This is a genomic window from Rhizobium sp. WYCCWR 11146 (assembly GCF_013591995.1).
GTDB lineage: Bacteria > Pseudomonadota > Alphaproteobacteria > Rhizobiales > Rhizobiaceae > Rhizobium > Rhizobium indicum.
In genome coordinates this window covers 334049-356489 of the sequence record NZ_JACCEY010000023.1, presented here as the reverse complement: position 1 = coordinate 356489, position 22441 = coordinate 334049, and the positions used below count along the sequence as shown (strand labels likewise).

General features: G+C 61.2%; 22 protein-coding genes. 17 read left to right on the top strand and 5 right to left on the bottom strand.

All coding sequences use genetic code 11. From position 1 onward, the window contains the following. Nucleotides 1-4: 4 nt before the first annotated feature. The gene (locus tag HX899_RS19245; protein ID WP_181293088.1) at nt 5-1255 is read right to left on the bottom strand and encodes a sarcosine oxidase subunit beta family protein; all 1251 of its coding nucleotides are present in this window, start codon (nt 1253-1255) and stop codon (nt 5-7) included. Nucleotides 1256-1342: 87 nt separating this feature from the next. Here HX899_RS19245 and HX899_RS19240 point away from each other — a divergent pair, with 87 nt between their 5' ends. From HX899_RS19240 to minE, 16 genes are all read left to right on the top strand, one after another. Then, nucleotides 1343-2302 (top strand): GlxA family transcriptional regulator, encoded by a 960-nt coding sequence (locus HX899_RS19240; RefSeq protein WP_181293087.1) that lies wholly within the window; start codon nt 1343-1345, stop codon nt 2300-2302. An 80-nt stretch (nt 2303-2382) separates the two neighbouring features. Next, on the top strand, nt 2383-3066 hold the full coding sequence (locus tag HX899_RS19235) for a helix-turn-helix domain-containing protein (protein ID WP_062944519.1): 684 nt from the start codon (nt 2383-2385) through the stop codon (nt 3064-3066). Nucleotides 3067-3154: 88 nt separating this feature from the next. Then, nucleotides 3155-4063, top strand: a complete 909-nt coding sequence (locus HX899_RS19230; RefSeq protein WP_011655283.1) for a glutamine amidotransferase family protein — start codon at nt 3155-3157, stop codon at nt 4061-4063. Between the two features lie 38 nt (nt 4064-4101). Further along, nucleotides 4102-4788, top strand: coding sequence for a GXGXG domain-containing protein (locus tag HX899_RS19225; protein ID WP_003548139.1), 687 nt, complete (start codon nt 4102-4104; stop codon nt 4786-4788). A gap of 14 nt (nt 4789-4802) precedes the next feature. Next, nucleotides 4803-6131 (top strand): FMN-binding glutamate synthase family protein, encoded by a 1329-nt coding sequence (locus HX899_RS19220; protein ID WP_003548137.1) that lies wholly within the window; start codon nt 4803-4805, stop codon nt 6129-6131. Between the two features lie 83 nt (nt 6132-6214). Next, entirely contained in the window at nt 6215-7522 is a 1308-nt protein-coding gene (glnT, locus tag HX899_RS19215; protein WP_131628617.1) for a type III glutamate--ammonia ligase, read from the top strand. 99 nt (nt 7523-7621) lie between these two features. Further along, nucleotides 7622-8506 (top strand): formyltetrahydrofolate deformylase, encoded by an 885-nt coding sequence (gene purU / locus HX899_RS19210; RefSeq protein WP_173883696.1) that lies wholly within the window; start codon nt 7622-7624, stop codon nt 8504-8506. Between the two features lie 174 nt (nt 8507-8680). Next, the gene (locus HX899_RS19205) at nt 8681-9814 is read left to right on the top strand and encodes an aminomethyltransferase family protein (protein WP_181293086.1); all 1134 of its coding nucleotides are present in this window, start codon (nt 8681-8683) and stop codon (nt 9812-9814) included. An 11-nt stretch (nt 9815-9825) separates the two neighbouring features. Further along, complete coding sequence (locus tag HX899_RS19200; protein ID WP_181293085.1) at nt 9826-10431, top strand: dimethylamine monooxygenase subunit DmmA family protein; 606 nt, start codon at nt 9826-9828, stop codon at nt 10429-10431. Next, complete coding sequence (locus HX899_RS19195) at nt 10428-11393, top strand: PDR/VanB family oxidoreductase (protein ID WP_138331467.1); 966 nt, start codon at nt 10428-10430, stop codon at nt 11391-11393. The genes HX899_RS19200 and HX899_RS19195 overlap by 4 nt, the downstream gene beginning before the upstream one ends. A 31-nt stretch (nt 11394-11424) precedes the next feature. Next, a complete protein-coding gene (locus tag HX899_RS19190; RefSeq protein ID WP_181293084.1) occupies nt 11425-12465 on the top strand; it encodes a DUF3445 domain-containing protein in 1041 nt (346 codons plus the stop codon). 50 nt (nt 12466-12515) lie between these two features. Then, complete coding sequence (locus HX899_RS19185) at nt 12516-13853, top strand: NAD(P)-binding domain-containing protein (RefSeq protein ID WP_181293083.1); 1338 nt, start codon at nt 12516-12518, stop codon at nt 13851-13853. A 102-nt stretch (nt 13854-13955) separates the two neighbouring features. Further along, nucleotides 13956-14558 carry a PAS domain-containing protein gene (locus tag HX899_RS19180; protein ID WP_138389590.1) on the top strand — a complete coding sequence of 201 codons (603 nt, stop codon included), beginning with the start codon at nt 13956-13958 and terminating at the stop codon, nt 14556-14558. A gap of 209 nt (nt 14559-14767) precedes the next feature. After that, complete coding sequence (gene minC, locus HX899_RS19175; RefSeq protein WP_025397601.1) at nt 14768-15487, top strand: septum site-determining protein MinC; 720 nt, start codon at nt 14768-14770, stop codon at nt 15485-15487. A gap of 85 nt (nt 15488-15572) precedes the next feature. Beyond that, nucleotides 15573-16388 (top strand): septum site-determining protein MinD, encoded by an 816-nt coding sequence (minD, locus tag HX899_RS19170; RefSeq protein WP_025397600.1) that lies wholly within the window; start codon nt 15573-15575, stop codon nt 16386-16388. After that, complete coding sequence (gene minE, locus HX899_RS19165; protein ID WP_003574994.1) at nt 16385-16645, top strand: cell division topological specificity factor MinE; 261 nt, start codon at nt 16385-16387, stop codon at nt 16643-16645. The genes minD and minE overlap by 4 nt, the downstream gene beginning before the upstream one ends. Before the next feature lie 41 nt (nt 16646-16686). Here minE and HX899_RS19160 read toward each other — a convergent pair whose 3' ends face one another. The 4 genes from HX899_RS19160 to HX899_RS19145 all read right to left on the bottom strand — a co-directional run bounded on the left by HX899_RS19160 (nt 16687) and on the right by HX899_RS19145 (nt 20417). Continuing rightward, nucleotides 16687-17067: a DUF6481 family protein gene (locus tag HX899_RS19160; protein WP_017957701.1), complete on the bottom strand. Its 381-nt coding sequence runs from the start codon at nt 17065-17067 to the stop codon at nt 16687-16689. A gap of 135 nt (nt 17068-17202) precedes the next feature. Beyond that, nucleotides 17203-17427, bottom strand: a complete 225-nt coding sequence (locus tag HX899_RS19155; protein ID WP_062940231.1) for a hypothetical protein — start codon at nt 17425-17427, stop codon at nt 17203-17205. Between the two features lie 128 nt (nt 17428-17555). Continuing rightward, nucleotides 17556-17765 carry a cold-shock protein gene (locus HX899_RS19150; RefSeq protein WP_003548109.1) on the bottom strand — a complete coding sequence of 70 codons (210 nt, stop codon included), beginning with the start codon at nt 17763-17765 and terminating at the stop codon, nt 17556-17558. Between the two features lie 282 nt (nt 17766-18047). Continuing rightward, entirely contained in the window at nt 18048-20417 is a 2370-nt protein-coding gene (locus HX899_RS19145) for a DUF1989 domain-containing protein (protein ID WP_181293082.1), read from the bottom strand. 250 nt (nt 20418-20667) lie between these two features. Between HX899_RS19145 and HX899_RS19140 the strand changes: the two genes are divergently transcribed. Then, nucleotides 20668-22441 (top strand): APC family permease (locus HX899_RS19140; RefSeq protein ID WP_181293081.1); only part of this gene is annotated, 1774 nt, incomplete at its 3' end.

Here is a 22441-nt window from a genome sequence, read left to right as displayed (position 1 = left end):
GTCCTCAGTGCAGATTGGGCTGGGCGCCAACGCCTTTTTCGTCGATCGGATAGCCGCGCGCGAAACGGTCGAGCCGGAACGCACGGGCGGTCTGATGCGGCGTATTGCGGGCGATCAGATGGGCGTAGCAGAAGCCGGAGGCGGGCGTGGCCTTGAAGCCGCCGTAACACCAGCCAGTGTTGAGATAGAGATTGTCGATATGGGTGCGGTCGATGATCGGCGAGCCGTCCATGCTCATATCCATGACGCCGCCCCAGGAGCGCAGATACCGCACGCGCGACAGCGACGGAATCAGCGCCAACCCGGCTTCGGCGACATGCTCGACCGAAGCGAGATTGCCGCGCTGGGCATAGGAATTATAGCCGTCGATGTCACCGCCGAAGACGAGGCCGCCCTTATCCGACTGGGACGCGTAGAAATGCCCGGCGCCGAAGGTGACGACTGTGTCGATGAACGGTTTCAGCCCTTCCGAAACGAAGGCCTGCAGCACATGGCTTTCGATCGGCAGGCGAAGGCCGGCCATATCGGCGACGACGGTGGAATTGCCGGCCGCAGCAAGCGCCAGCTTGCCGCAGCCGATGAAGCCCTTGCTGGTCTCGACGCCGGTCACCTCACCGTTTTCGCGGCGGATGCCGGTCACCTCGCACTGGGTGATGATGTCGACGCCGCGGCTGTCTGCGCCGCGCGCATAACCCCAGGCGACCGCATCATGGCGCACCGTGCCGCCGCGCGGCTGGAACAACCCGCCCAGGATCGGGAACCGGGCATTATCGAAATCGAGGAAGGGCAATTTCTGGCGCACCGCCTGGCGGTCGAGAAGCTCGGCGTCGACGCCGTGCAGCCGCATGGCGTTGCCGCGCCGCGTATAGGCGTCGCGCTGCGCGTCGGAATGGAAGAGGTTGAGCACGCCGCGCTGCGAGACCATGGCGTTGAAGTTGAAGTCCTGCTCCAGCCCCTCCCAGAGTTTCATCGACAGCTCGTAGAAAGGATTATTACCCGGCAGCAGGTAGTTCGAACGGATGATCGTCGTGTTCCTGCCGATATTGCCGGAGCCGAGATAGCCCTTTTCGAGGACGGCGACATTGGTGACGCCGAATTCCTTGGCAAGATAATAGGCGGTGGCAAGACCATGACCGCCGCCACCGACGATGATGACGTCGTAATGTGGCTTCGGCGCCGGATCGCGCCAGGCCGGCGCCCAGCCTTTGTTGCCGCGAAGGCCGTTCAGGAAAATCGAAAGAGCGGAATAGCGCATGGGTCAATCCGAAATGAACAGCTGCATGATGTCAGAAAGAAGCGGACAGACTTGCACGTTAGGGACATAAATCGCTAAGAAAGAGACATGTCCTCGCTTGATAGCAGAAATGTCCAGACGATCGGCTTCATCCTTATCCCGGGATTTGCGCTGATGTCCTATGCCTCGGCGACCGAACCGCTGCGGGCGGCAAATCTTCTGGCCGGACGCGAGATCTATCGGCTGCAGATCTTCTCGCCGGATGGCGCACCGGCGCTCTCCTCCTCGGGCGTCAGCGTCCCCGCCGAACCTCTGCCCGTCAGGGGCGCGGGGCTCGGAACGGCCTTCGTCTGCGCCGGCGGGTCGCCCCGCGACTGGCGATATCCAGGTGTGCTTTCCTGCTTGAGGCAGCTGTCGCGCGAAGGGGTGAGGATCGGCGGCATCTCGGGCGGTCCCTATCTGATGGCCGCCGCCGGACTGCTCGGCGGCCGCGACTTCACCATCCACTGGGAACATGCCGCAGCCCTTCTCGAAGCCTTCCCTGACCTCACGCCGCGCCAGGCACGCTTCATGATCGACGGCAACAGGATTACCTGCGGCGGCGGCATCGCACCGCTCGACATGATGCATGTGCTGATCGCCGAGCGCATGGGGCCGGATTTCGCCCGCCGGGTCAGCGACTGGTATCTTCATACAGAGGTCAACGAACCCGCTGCACCCCAGCGCGCTTCGCTGGCGCAGCGTTATGGCGTCCATCATTCCGGCCTGCTCAGCGTTCTCGAACGGATGGAAGAGACGATCGAGATGCCGCTCGAGCGTGCCGCCATGGCGCGCATTGCCGGCGTCACCACTCGCCATCTCGACCGGCTCTTTTCGGCGCATCTCGGCACCACCTACCTTGATCAGTACCGAAGGATCAGGCTGCAGCATGCCCATCGCCTGCTGAAGCAGAGCCCGCTTTCCGTCTCGGAAATCGCGGTGGCCACCGGTTTTTCCAGCCTGAGCCATTTTTCCCGCATGTTCCGTGCCGTCTACGGCATCGCCCCGCGCGCGGCGCGGCGGGAATAGGTTTTCTTCACGGTTGAGAAATTTTCACTATGACGATAGGGTTGCCTTTGGACAAAAGAGAAGGCGGCAGGGGAAAATCCATGAAATCCAAGCGTGCAGCGGCAGAGCAACCGGAACAGGCGCATAGTGGACGCGCTCCCTTTTCCCAGGACCCGCACGCCGTCCGCGAGCCGAAAGAAAACAACCTCGAAATGGCGATCGGCCATGAGGTGCGCGCCTACCGCAAGAAACTCGGCATCACGGTCACCGATCTGGCGGCGGCGACCGGCATTTCGCTCGGCATGCTGTCGAAGATCGAGAACGGCAACATCTCGCCGTCGCTGACGACGCTGCAATCGCTGTCGCGGGCGCTCGGTGTGCCGCTGACGGCCTTCTTCCGTCGTTTCGAGGAACCGCGCAACGCCGTCTTCGTCAAGGCAGGCCAGGGCATCGAGCTCGAACGGCGCGGCACGCGCGCCGGTCACCAGTATAATGTTCTCGGTCATATCGACAACAATACCAGCGGCGTCATCGTCGAGCCTTACCTCATCACCCTGACGACCGACTCCGACATCTTCCCGACCTTCCAGCACGAGGGGATGGAATTTCTCTACATGCTCGAGGGGGAAGTCGTTTACCGCCACGGCGACCAGCTTTTCCAGATGCAGCCGGGCGACAGCCTGTTCTTCGACGCCGATGCGCCGCATGGGCCGGAGCAGCTGGTGAAGCTGCCGAGCAAATACCTCTCGATCATCAGCTATCCACAGCAGAGCTCGAAAAGCTGACTTGCCTTAAAAGAAAAAATCTTTCTTCCGAGTTGAAAACCCAAAACAGACCTGCTAGTCCTTTCTCAACACGAACGGAGGTCTGGTCATGTGCGGAATTGTGGGTCTCTTCCTCAAGGATAAAAGTCTCGAACCTGAGCTCGGGGCACTGCTGTCCTCGATGCTGGTGACGATGACGGATCGAGGGCCGGACAGCGCCGGTATCGCGATCTATGGCGACGCCAGCGGCAACAATGCCAAGATCACCATCCAGTCGGCCAATCCGAAGAAGGATTTCGCCGGCCTCGAGGCTGAGCTCGGCCAGGCGGTTGGCGCATCGGTCGCCATCCAGGTGAAGAGCACGCATGCCGTCATCACCCTTGCGAAGGATCTGCTCGACGCCGGCAAGGCAGCCGTTGCCGAATTGCGTCCAAACATCCGCATCATGAGCAGCGGCGACGCCATCGAGATCTACAAGGAAACCGGCCTACCGAAGGATGTCGTCTCCCGCTTCGCGGTCAATTCAATGGCCGGCACCCACGGCATCGGCCATACCCGCATGGCGACGGAATCGGCCGTCACGACGCTCGGCGCCCATCCTTTTTCCACCGGCTCCGACCAATGCCTGGTGCATAATGGCTCGCTGTCCAACCACAACAATCTCCGCCGCGAGCTGAAGCGCGAAGGTATGACCTTCGAAACGGAAAACGACACCGAGGTCGCCGCCGCCTATCTGACGGCAGAGATGGCCAAGGGCAAGAATCTCGGCCAGGCGCTGGAAGGCGCGGTCGATGACCTCGACGGCTTCTTCACCTTCGTCGTCGGCACGAAATCCGGCTTCGGCGTCGTGCGCGATGCGATCGCCTGCAAGCCCGCTGTCATGGCCGAAACGGACCAGTATGTCGCCTTCGGTTCGGAATACCGGGCGCTCGTCAATCTGCCCGGCATCGAGAATGCCCGGGTCTGGGAGCCGGAGCCTGCAACCGTCTATTTCTGGGATCACCAGAAGGTCGCTTGACCGGCGCCTCATGCGTATTCTCCGAGGGTTATTGAAACATGCCTGTCATTGATCTTGCCACTACGCCGTTGCGTGAACTCAACAGCGCCCTGCACAACATCCAGAACGGTTCGAACGATCTTTCCTTCGAAGTCGTCAATCCGCGCGGCAGCCATTCGGTCGCCGTCGGCATCGATGCGCCGGTCACGGTCGATGTGAAGGGATCCGTCGGCTATTACTGCGCCGGGATGAACGATGGCGGAACCGTCACCGTTCACGGTTCGGCAGGTCCGGGTGTTGCGGAAAACATGATGTCTGGAACCGTCGTCATCGAGGGCGATGCCAGCCAGTATGCCGGTGCCACCGGCCGCGGCGGCCTGCTTGTCATCAAGGGCAATGCGGCATCGCGCTGCGGCATCTCGATGAAGGGCATCGACATTGTCGTTCATGGCAATATCGGCCACATGTCCGCCTTCATGGGCCAGTCGGGCCACCTCGTGGTGCTCGGCGATGCCGGCGATGCGCTTGGGGATTCGCTCTACGAGGCGAAGCTCTTCGTGCGCGGTTCGGTCAAGAGCCTGGGTGCCGATTGCATCGAAAAGGAGCTGCGTCCCGAGCATCTGACGAAGCTGGCCGAACTTCTCGAAAAGGCGGGCGTGACCGAAGTGAGGCCCGAGGAATTCAAGCGTTACGGCTCCGCCCGCAAGCTTTACAATTTCAATATCGACAACGCTGACGCATATTAAGGCGAGGGACCATCATGAGCTATCACAACCCCTATACCCCGCCGCGCAAGTCCGCGACCTTCGACGATTACACGCTGGCGGAAATCCGCCGCGCTGCGGCGACCGGCATTTACGACATCCGCGGCGCCGGCACCAAACGGAAGGTTCCGCATTTCGACGACCTGCTGTTTCTCGGCGCATCGATCTCGCGCTATCCGCTCGAAGGTTACCGCGAGAAGTGCGACACGTCGGTCGTCCTCGGCGCGCGCTTCGCCAAGAAGCCCATTCACCTGAAGACGCCGATCACCATTGCCGGCATGAGCTTCGGCGCGCTCTCCGGCAATGCCAAGGAGGCGCTCGGACGCGGCGCGACGATTGCCGGAACCTCCACCACGACAGGCGACGGCGGGATGACCGATGAAGAGCGCGGCCACTCACAAACGTTGGTCTACCAGTATCTGCCGTCGCGATACGGCATGAATCCCAAGGACCTGCGTCGCGCCGACGCGATCGAAGTGGTCGTCGGTCAAGGCGCCAAGCCCGGCGGCGGCGGCATGCTGCTCGGCCAGAAGATCTCCGATCGCGTCGCCAACATGCGCAATCTGCCGAAGGGCATCGACCAGCGCTCGGCCTGCCGCCATCCGGATTGGACCGGCCCGGACGACCTCGAAATCAAGATCCTGGAGCTGCGCGAGATTACCGACTGGGAAAAGCCGATCTATGTGAAGGTCGGCGGCGCGCGTCCCTATTACGATACGGCGCTTGCCGTGAAGGCTGGTGCCGACGTGGTGGTGCTCGATGGCATGCAGGGCGGCACCGCAGCGACGCAGGATGTCTTCATCGAGAATGTCGGCATGCCGACGCTCGCCTGCATCCGCCCCGCCGTCCAGGCGCTGCAGGATCTCGGCATGCATCGCAAGGTGCAACTGATCATCTCGGGCGGCATCCGTTCGGGCGCCGACGTGGCCAAGGCACTGGCGCTGGGTGCCGATGCCGTTGCCATCGGCACGGCAGCACTCGTTGCGATCGGCGACAACGATCCGCATTGGGAAGAAGAATACCAGAAGCTCGGCACGACGGCCGGCGCCTATGACGACTGGCACGAAGGCAAGGACCCGGCCGGCATCACGACGCAGGACCCGGAACTGATGAAGCGCCTTGATCCAATCGCCGCTGGCCGCCGTCTCGCCAACTATCTGAAGGTCATGACGCTGGAAGCCCAGACCATCGCGCGCGCCTGCGGCAAGAACCACCTGCACAACCTGGAACCGGAAGATCTTTGCGCGCTGACGATGGAAGCGGCCGCCATGGCCCAGATCCCGCTCGCCGGCACAAACTGGTATCCCGGCAAGGGAGGCTACTGATTTCTACTACCGGCCGGGCAAACGTCCCGGCCGTCTCGCATCCATAACCAAAGTGTCTCCAAGAAATCCAAAGGGGAACGAGAATGACACTGGACCTTGCTGCTTTTGCCAAAGACAAAGGCATCAAATATTTCATGATCAGCTATACCGACCTGTTCGGCGGCCAACGCGCCAAGCTGGTCCCGGCAGAAGCCATCGCCGATATGCAGAAAGATGGCGCCGGCTTCGCGGGTTTCGCGACCTGGCTCGATTTGACGCCTGCCCATCCCGACCTGTTCGCGCTTCCCGATGCTTCCTCCGTGATCCAGCTACCCTGGAAGAAAGACGTCGCATGGGTTGCCGCCGACTGCGTCATGGACGATCAGCCTGTCGAACAGGCACCGCGTGTGGTGCTGAAAAGACTGGTCGCTGAAGCTGCGAAGGAGGGGCTCCGGGTGAAAACCGGCGTGGAGCCCGAGTTCTTTCTCATCTCCGCCGACGGCTCGGTGATTTCAGACCAGTTCGATACAGCCGAAAAGCCTTGCTACGATCAGCAGGCCGTGATGCGTCGCTATGATGTCATCGCCGAGATTTGCGATTACATGCTCGAGCTCGGCTGGAAGCCCTATCAGAACGACCACGAGGACGCGAACGGCCAGTTCGAGATGAACTGGGAGTATGACGACGCTCTTCAGACGGCCGACAAGCACTCCTTCTTCAAGTTCATGGTCAAGTCTGTCGCCGAAAAGCACGGCCTTCGCGCCACGTTCATGCCGAAGCCCTTCAAAGGCCTGACCGGCAACGGGTGCCATGCCCACATCTCGGTCTGGGACATCGATGGCAAGGTCAACGCCTTCGCGGACAAGGAAATGCCATTTGGGCTCTCCGCTCAGGGGAAAACCTTCCTCGGCGGCATCATGAAGCACGCCTCCGCACTTGCCGCGATCACCAATCCGACGGTCAATTCCTACAAGCGCATCAACGCGCCGCGCACCACATCGGGCGCGACCTGGGCGCCGAACACCGTGACCTGGACGGGCAACAACCGCACCCACATGGTGCGCGTGCCGGGACCGGGCCGCTTCGAGCTGCGCCTGCCTGATGGTGCGGTCAATCCGTACCTGCTGCAGGCGATCATCATCGCCGCCGGCCTCGACGGCATCCGCAGCCAAGCCGATCCCGGCCGGCACTACGATATCGACATGTATGCCGAGGGGTATCTGGTGAAGGACGCGCCGCGCCTGCCGCTCAATCTGCTCGACGCGCTGCGCGCCTATGATGCCGACGAGGGCTTGAAGCAGGCGATCGGGGCCGAGTTTTCCGCCGCCTATCTCAAGCTCAAGCATCAGGAATGGAATGCTTTCTGCTCGCATTTCACCCAGTGGGAACGCGACAGCACGCTCGATATCTGAGTGGCCTGGACGCGTCCAATGACAGGCAAACGCGCCGGGGCGAACAAGCTCCGGCGTGATCGAGACCCCTGCACTTGATATGGCGAAGAAAGTGACGGCATGAAGAACTTCGTACTCACCGTATCCTGCAAGTCGACGCGCGGCATCGTCGCGGCGATTTCGAGCTATCTGGCGGACAGGGGCTGCAACATCATCGACAGCTCGCAGTTCGACGATCTCGATACCGGCAAGTTCTTCATGCGCGTCAGCTTCATTTCGGAAGAGGGGCTTTCGGGCGCCGATATCGACGCCGGTTTCGCGGCCGTCGCCGCGCCCTTCGCGATGGATTACGATTTTCACGACAGCGAGAAGCGCATGAAGGTGCTGCTGATGGTGTCGCGTTTCGGCCATTGCCTGAACGACCTGCTCTACCGCTGGAAGATCGGCGCCCTGCCGATCGATATCGTCGGCGTCGTCTCCAACCATTTCGACTACCAGAAGGTCGTGGTCAACCACGACATTCCCTTCCACCATATTCCGGTCACCAAGGCCAACAAGGCGCAGGCCGAGGCCCATATCATGGAAGTGGCCGAGCAGACCGGCACGGAGCTGATCGTGCTCGCCCGCTACATGCAGATCCTGTCGGACGAGATGTGCCAGAAAATGTCTGGCCGGATCATCAACATCCACCATTCCTTCCTGCCGAGCTTCAAGGGCGCCAATCCTTACAAGCAGGCCTACGGCCGCGGCGTGAAGCTGATCGGGGCGACGGCGCATTACGTCACCGCCGATCTCGACGAAGGCCCGATCATCGAGCAGGACACGGCGCGCATCACCCATGCGCAGTCGCCCGACGACTATGTCTCGATCGGCCGCGATGTCGAAAGCCAGGTGCTGGCGCGTGCCATCCACGCCCATATTCATCACCGCACCTTCATCAACGGCAACCGCACCGTGGTCTTCCCGGCAAGCCCCGGCAGCTACGCCTCCGAACGCATGGGTTAGAGACGGTTTGGGGGACGGCAAAAGCGCAGCCGCATCCCTCATTCATTTGGTGAGGGATGCAGCAGGGGCGCCAAAAGTTTTGGGAAATGCATGCCGGGCGGGCTTGCCACGGCGCGAAAGACGAATATAGTCAGGAAATAAATATTCCGTAGAGGAAATAAAAGGGAACGGACAATGGCTTTATCATGGCGTTTCTCCGTCTTGGCGGATCGGCATCGCGCTCTGGGATCGAAGCTCGAGGACTGGAGCGGCATGGGAACCGCCTGGACCTACGACAAGGACATGTCGGAAGAACATGTCGCCGTCCGCACCAAGGCCGGGATCATGGATGTCTCGGGCCTGAAGAAGGTGCATCTGGTCGGCCCGCACGCCATCGCCGTGCTCGACTACATTACCAGCCGCGACCTGACGAAGATCTATCCCGGCCGCTCGGTCTACGCGACCATGCTGAACGAGCGCGGCCATTTCACCGACGACTGCATCGTCTATCGCACCGGCCCGAATTCCTGGATGCTGGTGCATGGCTCCGGCTCCGGCCACGAGGAACTCGTCAAGCAGGCTGCGGGCCGCAATTGCGCCGTGCTCTTCGACGACGACCTGCACGACCTGTCGCTGCAGGGCCCGCTCGCGGTCGATTACCTCGCCAAATATGTGCCCGGCATCCGCGACCTCAAATATTTCCACCATATGCAGACGACGCTGTTCGGCGCGCCGGTGATGATCTCGCGCACCGGCTATACCGGCGAACGCGGCTACGAAATCTTCGTGCGCGGCCAAGACGCCGTCATGGTCTGGGACCGGATCGTCGAGGAAGGCAAGGAGATGGGCATCATCCCCTGCTGCTTCTCCGTTCTCGACATGCTGCGGGTCGAAAGCTACCTGCTGTTCTACCCCTACGACAATTCGCAGATGTACCCCTTCGCCGACCAGCCGCCCGGCGACAGCCTCTGGGAACTCGGCCTCGACTTCACCGTCAGCCCCGGCAAGACGGGTTTCCGTGGCGCGGAGGAACATGCCCGCCTCAAGGGCAAGGAACGCTTCAAGATCTTCGGCATGTTGATCGATGCCGACGGACCGGCCGATCTCGGCGACGACGTCTTTGCCGACGGCAAAAAAGTCGGCGTCATCACCTGCCCGAGCTATTCCGCGCTGACGAAGAAATCCATGGCGATTGCCCGTCTGGACGTTGACAAGGCGGTGCATGGGACGAAACTCGAAGTCCGCGGCAAGACCGTGAAGGCAAGCGCCACCGCCCATACGCTTCCTTTCGACGATCCGGAGAAGAAGAAGAGGACTGCCGTAGGTTAAGGAGCACGCGAATGCTCGTTGCAGGCATCAAGAGCCGACCAGTCTACACGGGCCTGACCATCCAGCCCAACGCCCGGCGGCACATTTTCGCGCTCGAAGGGGAGGGTGCCAGGGCTCTGCTCGATCAGCTGCCGGCGCTTGACGAAACAGCTCTTTCCCGCAGCGAGATCCTCTATGTCGCCCGCGGCTCGCAAGGATCCGGCCTGGACGAGACGCTGCGCCGCCTCGGCGCCGACATGTTCTTCACGGCGCCGACGATCGCAACGCTGCTCTTCCGATTGAAGGGTTCGCTTGCCACCGCCCATATGGGCACGCGGCTTTATCTTTCGGGCACGGAAGGCTTCATCGGCCAGGCAATGCTCGTGGCGCTCGATTACGGCATGGACCATGCCTCCGTCATCACCGAGCATCGCGGCTCGCTGGCCCGGCGCGTGCAATGCGTCCATTGCAAGGGCATCACCGACGACGTCACCACCAGCCCGTTTGCCTGCAGCCATTGCGGGCTGCCGCTTCTGGTGCGCGACCATTATTCGCGCCGGCTCGCCGCCTTCCAGGGCGTCAATATCGATGCGGAAGAACCGGGCAGCGCGCCTGATCCGGAGGAGTTGTTCCTTTGAGCGGTGGCACTGAAATTCCTGTCCGCGTGGCGCGGATCACCCCGATCGCCGAGCGCGTCAAGCGCTTTCGTTTCGAGCGCCTTGACGGCAAGCCGATGCCTTATTTCTCCGGCGGAGCCCACGTCATCGTTTTGATGAACGATGGCGGCCATATGCGCCGCAATGCCTATTCGCTGATGTCGCCGCCGCATGATTGCGCAGCCTATGAAATCAGCGTGCTGCACGTCGAGGATTCACGCGGCGGCTCCACCTTCATGCATGAGAAGGTCCGCGAAGGCGACGAGCTGAAGGTCAGCTATCCCGTCAACCTGTTCCAGCCGGACTGGCGCGGACGCAAGCATCTTCTGATCGCCGGCGGCATCGGCATTACCCCCTTCATCGCGATGATGGAGCAGTTTTCCCGCGAGGGCGCCAATTTCGAGCTGCATTATGCCATCCGCACACGCGACCGCGGCGCCTATTGGCGGGAACTCCAGGAGCGTTACGGCGGACATCGCATCAAGATCTATTGCGATGCCGAAGGCGGCGCCATCCCCCTGACGCGCCTGCTCGACAGCCAGCCGCTCGGAACGCATCTCTATGTCTGCGGCCCGTCCGGCATGATCGACGGCGTGTTGAAAACCGGCCTCAACGCCGGCTGGCCGGAACAGAACCTGCATTCGGAACGGTTCCTGTCGTCTCTACCAGGCAAGCCCTTCGCGATCGAGCTCCTGCGATCCGGCAAGACCGTGAAGGTCGGCCATCACGAAAGCATGCTGGAGGCGATCGAGGCGGCGGGCGTCGACGCGCCCTTCCTCTGTCGCGGCGGCGCCTGCGGTCAATGCGAGACCGGGGTCGTCACCTGCGACGGCAAGCTGCTGCACCATGACGTCTATCTGACGAGCGAAGAAAAAGCATCCGGCCGCAAGGTGATGATCTGCGTTTCCCGCTTCGAGGGAAACACGCTGCATCTTGATCTCTAGCGGCATCGGAAGCGGAACAAGGAGACCGGACATGGCAATCGTCTTCAAGCAGGAAACCTTCCGGAACGATTTCAGCTATCGGAACAGCCCCGAGAACATTCGGCGTTTCCCGTTTCCCTTCGACCGCGACGAATACATGTATTCGGTCAATATGGAGCCGCATGTGCATGGCCGGGCGGGAACCGTCTACGAAAGCCTGATCGACGTCGACGAGCATTACGTTGCCGAGATGCACGACCGGGCCCTCGTCCTAAAAGAAGACCCGCTGCGCTACCAGGCGCTGCCGCACATGATGAGCGCGCAATGGGATACGCTTGAACTGTTGATGGAAGAGCAGGCGGCGGGTTACCCCGACCATTTCACGCTGATCCGCAACGGCGACCAGTGGCGCTGGATCAACCGCCCACTCGGCATCGACGACAGCTTCACCTTCGGCGATGCCTCGACGCTGCCCTATGAGCCCTTCGAATATGTCACCCGCCAGGCCCAGGGCGACTTCTGCATCGTCGACCAGCGCGACAGCAATCTCTGGATGGATGCCGGCATGGTGACGACGCAGGCTGACTGGTCGCTCGATTTCGATATCGGCATGAACTTCATGGAATGGCACGGACCGGTGCCGCTCGCCCACCAGATCGGCGTCTTCGACAGGGCACTGAAATTCCTGCTGAACCTGCAGCAGGGCAAGCCGACACGACGCTTCAACTGGACGATGACGATCAATCCGCGGCTCGACACCAGCCCGGAGAATTATCACAAATGGGGTCCTGACCGCACGACGGTGACGCCAGACAATGTCGGCGAGAAGGTGCATCTGCGCGTCGAGCTGCAGAGCCTCTGGCGCCTGCCGCGCTCGAACGCCATCCTCTTCGTCATCCGCTGCTACCTGATGAACATGGAAGAGCTCGTCACCGTGCCGAAATGGGCGCGCCGCTTTCCGCGCGTGCTGAAAACGCTGCCGCCGGAGCTCATCGACTACAAGGGCCTCACCCGCTTCCGCGAGACGACGATCGACTGGCTTTCCAAATATGACGACGGGGCGCCGACCAGCCCCGGCATCTATCCGGACTGAGGTGCGGCGATGCACCAGACAAAGCGATATAATCAAGAGGGGAATGCTTCATGACAAGAGTAGCCGTCATCGGTGCCGGTCCTTCCGGGCTGGCGCAGCTGCGCGCCTTTCAATCGGCGGCCCAGAAGGGCGCCGAGATCCCGGAGATCGTCTGCTTCGAAAAGCAGTCGGATTGGGGCGGGCTCTGGAACTATACCTGGCGCACCGGCCTCGACGAATATGGCGAGCCGGTCCATGGCAGCATGTATCGCTACCTCTGGTCGAACGGCCCGAAGGAATGCCTCGAATTCGCCGACTATTCCTTCGAGGAGCATTTCGGCAAGCCGATCGCCTCCTATCCGCCGCGCGCCGTGCTCTGGGATTACATCAAGGGCCGCGTCGAGAAGGCGAACGTCCGTCACTGGGTGCGCTTCAGCACGCCCGTGCGCATGGTCCGCTTCGACGATGAGACGAAGAAGTTCACCGTGACGGCGCATAACCGCATCGAGGACCGGATGTATGACGAGGAATTCGACTATGTCGTCGTCGCCAGCGGTCATTTCTCGACGCCGAACGTGCCCTATTTCGAGGGTGTGAAGACCTTCAACGGCCGCGTGCTGCACGCCCACGACTTCCGCGACGCGCTGGAGTTCAAGGGCAAGGATATCCTGCTCGTCGGCCGAAGCTATTCGGCCGAAGACATCGGCTCGCAATGCTGGAAATACGGCGCGAAATCGGTGACGACGAGCTATCGCTCAAAACCGATGGGCTTCAAATGGCCGGAGAATTTCGAGGAGCGGCCGCTTCTGACCAAGCTCGAAAACCGCACGGCGCATTTCCTCGACGGCTCGACCAAGGAGGTCGATGCGGTGATCCTCTGCACCGGATACCAGCACCACTTTCCCTTCCTCCCGGACGATCTCCGGCTGAAGACCGCCAACCGCCTCTGGGCCGACAGCCTCTACAAGGGGGTGATCTTCGACAAGAACCCGCAGCTTTTCTATATCGGTATGCAGGACCAGTTCTACACCTTCAACATGTTCGACGTGCAGGCCTGGTGGGCGCGCGACGTGATGATGGGCCGCATCACCCTGCCGCCGGAAGAGGAGTTGAAGGCGAATTTCGACATGTGGCGCGCCCGCGAGGAGACGCTCGAAGATGCCGAGCAGATGATCTGGTATCAGGGCGACTATGTGAAGGAACTGCTTGCCGAAACCGATTATCCCAGCTTCGACATCGAGGGCACCAACCGGACTTTCATGGAATGGGAACATCACAAGGCCCACAACATCATGGGCTTCCGCGACCATGCCTACCGATCGCTGATGACCGGCAACATGTCGCCGACGCACCACACGCCCTGGGTCGAGGCGCTCGACGATTCCATGGAGGAATATCTGCGCAACTGATGAGGCGGGCCTGCATTGCCGGAGGAGGCTGTTCGGGCACTCTCCTCCGGAAACGAGACGACATAAATCCATCTGCAACTCTTCTCTTCGGATGTGGCCTTCATGGATTTTCAAACGAGCATTCTCGGGCGCATGAGCGGTTTTCTCTATCGCTGCCGCGCCGATGAAAACTATACGATGCTGGAGATGACCAACGGCATCGAGCGCATCTTCGGTTATCCGGCCGACGAGATCATCGGCAACCGCACGCGGACCTTCACCTCGATCATGTACGAGGAAGATGTGCCTCTGATGGACGAGATCGTCGGACGGGCGCTCGAAAGGCGCACCGACTGGACGATGGAATACCGCATCCGCCACGCCATGGGACATCTCGTCTGGGTCACCGAGACCGGCGGCGGTATCTGGGACGAAAAGGGTGAGCTTCTCTATCTCGAAGGCAGCATCATCAACATCGAATCACTCTATCAGCGAATCGATGATCAGACCGCCGATATGCGCGTCACCGCCTCGAAGACCAATGAGATCCTGCAATCGCTGCGTTACCTCAAGCTGCTCGCTGTCAATGCCGGCATCGAGGCCGCCCGCGCCGGCACGGCCGGGTCAGGCTTTGCCGTACTGGCCGCCGAGATGCGCACGCTTGCCAACTCCTCGGAAGAGGCCGCACGCGCCATTTCCAACGCACAACGCAAGGCGGAAGGCTGAGCGTTGCCCAAGCAGCGGCAGATTTGCGGCTCACGTTGAAAGCCGCATTATTAACCGTTCAGTGCTTCCAGAGATTGCAACGCTTTTCCAATGACTTGCGGTAATCCTGCGCTTGAAGAATCTGCTGTGATTATGGCTAATGTTAAGGCTGCGTTAACTTTTTGTTAACCATAGCAGCGGTAGACATGGTCAACGATTTCTTCACATAGATGACCAAAGTGCTAACAGACGCTCGCTCTATCCGCATCAAGGGCCGCTCTTTCCTCGCGGTCATGCTGTCCCCGGATCTTCCAATCGATGATTGGTTGATCAGGCTGGACGATCTGGCCGCGCGTTCGGCCGGCTTCTTCCTCGGACGGCCTGTCGTGCTCGATCTGACGGACCTGCAAATCGACCGGCCGCAGCTGAAGGACCTGATTGCCGAACTTGCCAAGCGCAATGTCAGCATCATGGGCATCGAGGGCGCGCGGCCTTCGATCCTCGGATCCGGCATGCCGCCAGCACTCAAAGGCGGTCGTTCGGTTTCCGATATCGAGGTTCAGGCAAAGGAGCCTGCCGATCCGCCCGGCAAACCGGCAGTGGCAGAGACCCGCCCGGCTATGCAATCGATCGTCATCAGGGAGCCGGTGCGCTCGGGGCAATCGGTGATCTTTCCGGAAGGCGACGTCACCGTCATCGGATCGGTTGCCTCGGGTGCCGAGGTCATCGCCGGTGGGTCCGTCCATATCTATGGCGCCTTGCGTGGCCGAGCCATGGCGGGATCCATCGGAAACGCATCGGCGCGGATCTTTTGCCGCAAGCTCGAGGCCGAGCTGGTTGCAATCGACGGCATCTACAAAATGGCGGAAGACATGGCGCCCAATCTTCGCGGACAGGCTGTTCAACTCTGGCTCGAAGACGACGCGATCATGGCAGAGAAACTGATCTGACGACAGCGCCGCGCGTCTCTTCGAGAGGCGCAACGAATGCTGCAACACTTTGAATTACTGGGGCCACGGCAAAGGAGAGACAATGATGGGGAAAGTGATCGTCGTCACGTCAGGCAAGGGCGGGGTTGGCAAGACGACCTCGACCGCCGCATTGGGAGCGGCACTGGCGCAACGCAATGAAAAAGTCGTCGTCGTCGATTTCGATGTCGGCCTGCGCAATCTAGACCTCGTCATGGGCGCCGAACGCAGGGTCGTCTACGACCTGATCAATGTCATCCAAGGCGACGCCAAGCTCACCCAGGCGCTGATCCGCGACAAGCGGCTGGAAACGCTGTTCCTGCTGCCGGCCTCGCAGACGCGCGACAAGGACAATCTGACGGCCGAGGGCGTCGAGCGCGTCATCAACGACCTGAAGCGCTATTTCGACTGGATCATCTGCGACAGCCCCGCCGGGATCGAGCGCGGCGCAACGCTCGCCATGCGCCACGCCGATGTTGCAGTGGTCGTCACCAATCCCGAGGTCTCGTCGGTGCGCGATTCCGATCGCATCATCGGCCTGCTGGATGCCAAGACCGCCAAGGCCGAACGCGGCGAACGGATGGAAAAGCACTTGCTGCTCACCCGCTACGACGCCAACCGCGCCGAACGCGGCGACATGCTCAAGGTCGACGACGTCCTGGAAATCCTGTCCATCCCGCTGCTCGGCATCATACCCGAAAGCATGGATGTTCTGCGTGCATCCAACATCGGTGCGCCGGTCACGCTGGCAGACAGCCGCAGCGCGGCTGCGATGGCCTATTTCGACGCTGCTCGCCGGCTCGCCGGCGAAGTTGTGCCGATCGCCATCCCAGAGGAAAAGAGGAATATTTTCGGTAAGATCTTCGGACGGAGGGCGGCATGAATATTTTCCGTCTTTTCAACAAGCAGAGAACCGCACCGGCCGCCCGCGAACGGCTGCAGGTCCTTCTCGCCCATGAACGTTCCTCGGCGGGGTCGGACCTGGTCTCCCTGCTGCGCGAGGAAATCCTTGCGGTGATCGCAAAGCATGTGCAGCTCGACCACGACAAGGTGCAGGTGACGATCGATCGCAACGAATACGTTTCGACGCTCGAAATCGACGTCGAAATCCCGCTGAATGCAGCCGTGCAGGCCGCTTGAAAAAGAGCGCTGCCTGTTGCGACAACAGGCGGCGCTGACGATCAGGACTTCCTGGCTTTGCGATTGGCGTAACGCAGGTCGCGTTCGGCCTTTCGGGCAGCTTCGTCGGCAATCACGCGGGCGATCCGGTCTTTGTCAGCCGCTTCGCGCGCGTCGGCATCGGCGCGTGCTGCGGCCTCGGCGGCAGCCTGACGTTCGGCCTCGGCCGCCTGAGCCCGCTCCAGCTCCTCGAGCTTGACCCGTTCCCGCTGAGCGCGACGTTCTTCCCTGGCCGCGGCAATGGCTTGACGCTCCGCCTGCTTTGCCAGCCTTGTCGGTTCGGCTGAATCCTTGGCGCTACGATACGCATTGAGGAGAGCTGCCTTGGCTTCGGCAGCGGCGCTGCGGCGATCGGAAAGCTCGTTGTTTTTGGCGTTTTTCAAATCTGTTTCCTGACTGTTTGACTTCGACCCTACGGCGCCGCACGTCTTAAGACGCGCAAAGGGCGCTGTAATACCTTGAACTGCTGCATCGCTTTATCCCGAAATCGGACCGATTTAAGGAATTATGCCGTAGGGTCAGATTTTCTTTTTTCGCTTCGCGCTGGGAGCAGTAACCCCTGTCAAGCGATCCTGCAATTCCTTGGCTTCACGCGCTTCGCGTAACCGCAAGGTTTTTTCCTCGCGGGCACGTACGGTCGAATCGATCTCTTCGACCGCGCGGCTTCGCGCCAGGAATTGCGATTGCGCGTTTCCAAAGGCAATCTCCGCCTGCTTGCGTGATTTGCTGTGTGACTCTGTCATATTAATCCTGGATTTGTGAGCCCGCTTGGCGAAAGCAGCAAAAAGGCCAGGCAACTTGCCTGACCTTGATAGTATCATACTTTCGACAGTGCCGGTACATCCGCGGTCAAAGGAAAGCAGATTTCAGTTTAAGCAGCTTGGAGATTGCAAGCGGACATTTTGCCCGACTTGTTATCGCGCTCAAGCTCGTAGCCGATCTTCTGGCCTTCGACGATTTCGCGCATGCCGGCGCGTTCGACGGCAGAGATGTGGACGAAGGCGTCAGCGCCGCCGTCATCAGGCTGAATGAAGCCGAAGCCCTTGGTGGAATTGAACCATTTAACTGTGCCAGTGGTCATAACAAACCCTTTCATAGCAATTGAACGACCGCACGTGCGGAAGCACGACGGATGATGATCTCGATTTTGAAGAGGGAAGTTCGTCCAGGGCACGTTGCCAGCGTGCGATAACAAAAGTCAAACAAGCAATATCGACCACCGAGATATAATCATCAAAGCCGGATATGTCAACTTTTAGTTTTTTTGACTCGCCAATTCGCCATTAGATTGCATCTCGCTGGTCGTGCGCGTCGGCGGCAATATCAACTGCCGATCGCCGTCTCCCGACCTCGAAAGCAGGCTTTACGAGCGCGGCCGCGTCTTCTGCGGGTCGTAGTGCGAAAGCGGCACGATCGTCGCCGGCAGGCGCTTCTGGTGGCCGTCGAGCTTACCGATCTCGACCTCGGTGCCGGGGCTTGCATGCATCACGTCGATGCGGGCGAGCGCGATCGTCTTGCCGAGGATCGGCGAGCGCGTGGCGCTGGTGATAACGCCCACCTGGCCCCGGCCGATATGGATGCAATCGCCATGGCCGACGGCCTCGTTGGCCTTGATGTCGAGGCCGACGAGCAGATGGCGCGGATGCTCCTTGCGCCGGATCAGCGCCTCGCGGCCGATGAATTCGTCCTGCTTGGATTTCAGCGGCACCGTGAAGCCGATCCCGGCCTCGAACGGGTCCGTCTGGTCGGTGAATTCGTGATGGGCAAAGATCAGGCCCGCCTCGATGCGAACCATATCGAGCGCCTCCAGCCCCATCGGCTTCAACCCGTGCGGCTGGCCCGCCTCCCAGACGGCGTCGAACACCGTCAGCGCATCCTTCGGATGACAGAAGATCTCGTAACCGAGCTCACCCGTATAACCCGTGCGCGAGACGACGATTGGGGCACCCTCGAAGCCGCCGATACGGCCGACGGTGAAGCGGAACCATTCGAGCTCGCCGATATCAGGCTGGCGCGGCGCCGTCCAGATGATCTCCTTGAGGATATCGCGGCTTTTCGGCCCCTGCAGGGCAATGTTGTGCATCTGATCGGTCGAAGAGCGGACCCAGGCCTTGAAGCCCTTTTTCTCGGCCTGCTGACGCAACCAGATGCCGCTGAAATCATCGCCGCCGATCCAGCGGAAGTTCCTGTCACCGAGCCGGAACAGCGTGCCATCGTCGATCATGCCACCGTTTTCGTAGCACATGGCGGAATAGACGACCTGGCCGGTCGACAGTTTGCGCACGTCGCGCGTCAGGCAATATTGCAGCAGCTCCTCGGCATCCGGCCCCGTCACCTCGAATTTCCGCAAGGGCGAGAGGTCGATGACGGCGGCGCGCTCGCGGCAGGCCCAGTATTCCTCGACCGGCCCTTCGCTGGAAAAGCGGTTCGGCAGCCAGTAGCCGCGATATTCGGTGTAGTCCCGCGTCAAGGCGGAGAGGCGGGGATGGAAGGCGGTTTCGCGCGTCAGTTCGGCGTCTGCATCTGGGGTCATGCGATAGGCCACCGCTCGTGAGAATTTCTCTTTTCCGGAAAAGGTGCGGACGTGGATATCCGTCGGATCCCAACCGTTCGCAGCGTCGATATCGTCAGGGCAGGACGAGGAGACACAGACGAGATCGGTCAGCGCCCGCATCAGCACGTAATCGCCGGGACGCGACCAGGGCTCGTCGAGATAGAGCTGGTTGTTGTGGTCGATATTGGTGTTGTAGAAATAGTTCAGCGCTTCCCAGCCCTTGCGGCCGGCAATGCCGTAAGGCGCCAGCACCGCATTGAAATTATCCGTGCAATTGACGTGGCCGGGATAACCCATGTCGTCGTAATAACGCGAGTTGCAGGCGGTCGCGAAAGCATCGTGGCGCCCGACCGTATCCTGGACGATTTCGACCAGTGGCTCGAAGTCGCGGTCGAAGGCCTTGGAGGGGAGACCCGGCATCGGATAGCTGCGGCCGAGCAGAGTGCGGGTGACGGTGGAATCGAGCGCGAGGTCGAGACCCTTGTCAACCTTGCGGGCGGCGAAGGCCTGGAAATCGGTGCACTGGCGTCCATAGACGTCGATGATCTGGATGAATTCGCCGGCCCGCACGAAATAGGCCGCGGCGGTCGCCGCCCGGATGCGGATATCCTCGACGGGATCGGCGGCCGGTTCCGGCAAAGCGGAAGCGTAATCGCGGATCAGCAGGCTGCGCATGATCCTGATCTCGATCGGCGTCGCCGTATCCTGCGCCTCCGGCGACATGGCGCTGGCGGGTGCCGCGACGATCAGCAGGCCCTTCAGGGAAATCGTGAAATCCGCCCGGCTGCCAAGCATCGATCCCGCCCCGAAAATGCTGAGTGCGCCGGCCGTTGCAAGATCGGCGCCGCGACGCTGAAGCGCTGCACGCGTGCGGGCAGCACTCTCATCCTCCGCTTGAAGAATGGCCTTCAAACCCTCGGCTGAATTGCTGAATGCCGTTCCGAGACCGGCCGCCAGGAAGCGCCCTTTCTCGTCGAGGAAGGAGATCTCGCAGACCTGGCCGCCCTCGCTGTCGATGACGCTGACCCGGTCGCCCGGCTCGACGCGCATAACGACCGATCCGCCGCCCTTTGCCCTGTAGCGCTCCGTTCCCTCCGGCAGGGTGGGAATGCCGGGATAATGCACGACGCTCGGAGCGGCCGGCCGCAGGCCTGTCATAGCAGGATGAAGTTCTCGCATACTGCCCTCATGGGAGGATCGGGCGTCCTCGGACACCCACCCATGCAGGTTACAAAATGCCCGGGGAAAGTAAAGTGATGTTGACTAAAAAGAAAATATCTTCACTATGCATAAAGAGTTGAGACTCGGGGAATCCGTCGGGAACACGGATCGCCAAAATCATCCGGGCGGGCTTGAGACTGTCAGGGAGACACGTTCAGGGAGACGTACGAAGATACGTCCGGAACAAATAGAATGGGGAATTTCACCGATGACAGACGTTGTGGAGGCCGGGATTGCATCCGGCACCGAAGGTAAGCTTGTACGCGCGCTCGACTGGAAGGGCGCATTCTGGGTGGCTGCGGGCGTGCCGCCGCTCGTTCTTTTCTCCATTGGCGGCATCGCAGGCACGACGGGCAAGCTCGCCTTCGTCGTCTGGATCATCTCGATGGTGATGGGTTTCCTGCAATCCTTCACCTATGCCGAAATCGCCGGCATGTTCGCCAACAAATCCGGCGGCGCTTCAGTCTACGGCGCCACTGCCTGGCTGCGTTACTCGAAATTCATCGCGCCGCTGTCCGTCTGGTGCAACTGGTTTGCCTGGTCGCCGGTGCTGTCGCTCGGCTGCGCCATCGCCGCCGGTTATATCCTCAACGCTTTCTACCCAATTCCGGCGGCGGATTCGCAAATGGTCCTCGACTGGATCTCAGCGCATGCCGCTTCCGTCACGGCCGACAGCCCCCGCGTCGCCGAATATATCGCAGCCCATGCCGGCACCACGCCGGATGACGCCGTCAAGGCGTTGCTCGGCACCGACGGGATCGCCGCTCTGACGCCGGCGATCCGCAGCTGGTCGCTCTTGAGCTTCAACATTCCCTTCCTCGCCACCGCCAATATCAACGCCACCTTCTTCATCGGCGGCATGCTGATGCTGATCATCTTCGCGATCCAGCATCGCGGCATTTCGGAGACGGCAAGCGTGCAGAAATGGCTGGCCATCATCGTGCTGGTGCCGCTGCTCATCATCGGCCTTTACCCGATCGTCAGCGGCCAGATCCTTGCCACCAACGTCACCGGCCTCGTGCCGCCGACAGCCGCCTATGCCGCGGCCGACGGCACCTGGAGCAACGGCGGCTGGACGCTCTTCCTCGGCGGCCTCTATATCGCCGCCTGGTCGACCTACGGCTTCGAGACGGCGGTCTGCTACACCCGCGAACTCAAGAACCCGAAGACCGACACCTTCAAGGCGATCTTCTATTCAGGCCTTGCCTGCTGCCTGTTTTTCTTCCTCGTGCCCTTCGCCTTCCAGGGCGTTCTCGGCCATGCAGGCATGCTGGCCCCCGGCATCGTCGATGGCACCGGTGTTGCCGAAGCGCTCGGCGGCCTGATCGGCGCCGGCCGCGTCGTTACCCAGTTGCTCGTCGTGTTGATGATCATGGCGCTCTTCCTCGCCATCATGACGGCGATGGCCGGTTCCTCGCGCACGCTCTACCAGGGCTCGAAGGACGGCTGGCTGCCGAAATATCTCGACCACGTCAACGAACACGGCGCGCCAACCAGGGCGATGTGGACCGATTTCGCCTTCAATCTCTTCCTGCTGGCGATCGCCTCGGATGTCGGCGGCTACTTCTTCGTGCTCGCCGTTTCGAATGTCGGCTACATCATCTTCAACTTCCTGAACCTCAATTCCGGCTGGATCCACCGGATGGATTCCGGCCATATCGAACGTCCCTGGAAGGCGCCGACCTGGCTGATCGGCCTCAACACCGTGCTGGCCTTCGTCAACGCGCTGTTTCTCGGCGCCGGTGCCAAGGTCTGGGGTTATTCCAATGCGCTCTGGGTCGGCTTCATCTTCGCCGCCCTGATCCTGCCGGTCTTCGCCTATCGCCACTATGTGCGCGACGGCGGCAAATTCCCGGCCGGCGCGATGGAGGATCTCGGCCTCGTCGGCCAGGATCTCGGCGTCAGGAAAGCCGGCATCCTGCCCTATCTCGCGCTCGCTGGCGGCCTGGCGATCGTCCTGATCGCCAACGTGATCTTCCAAC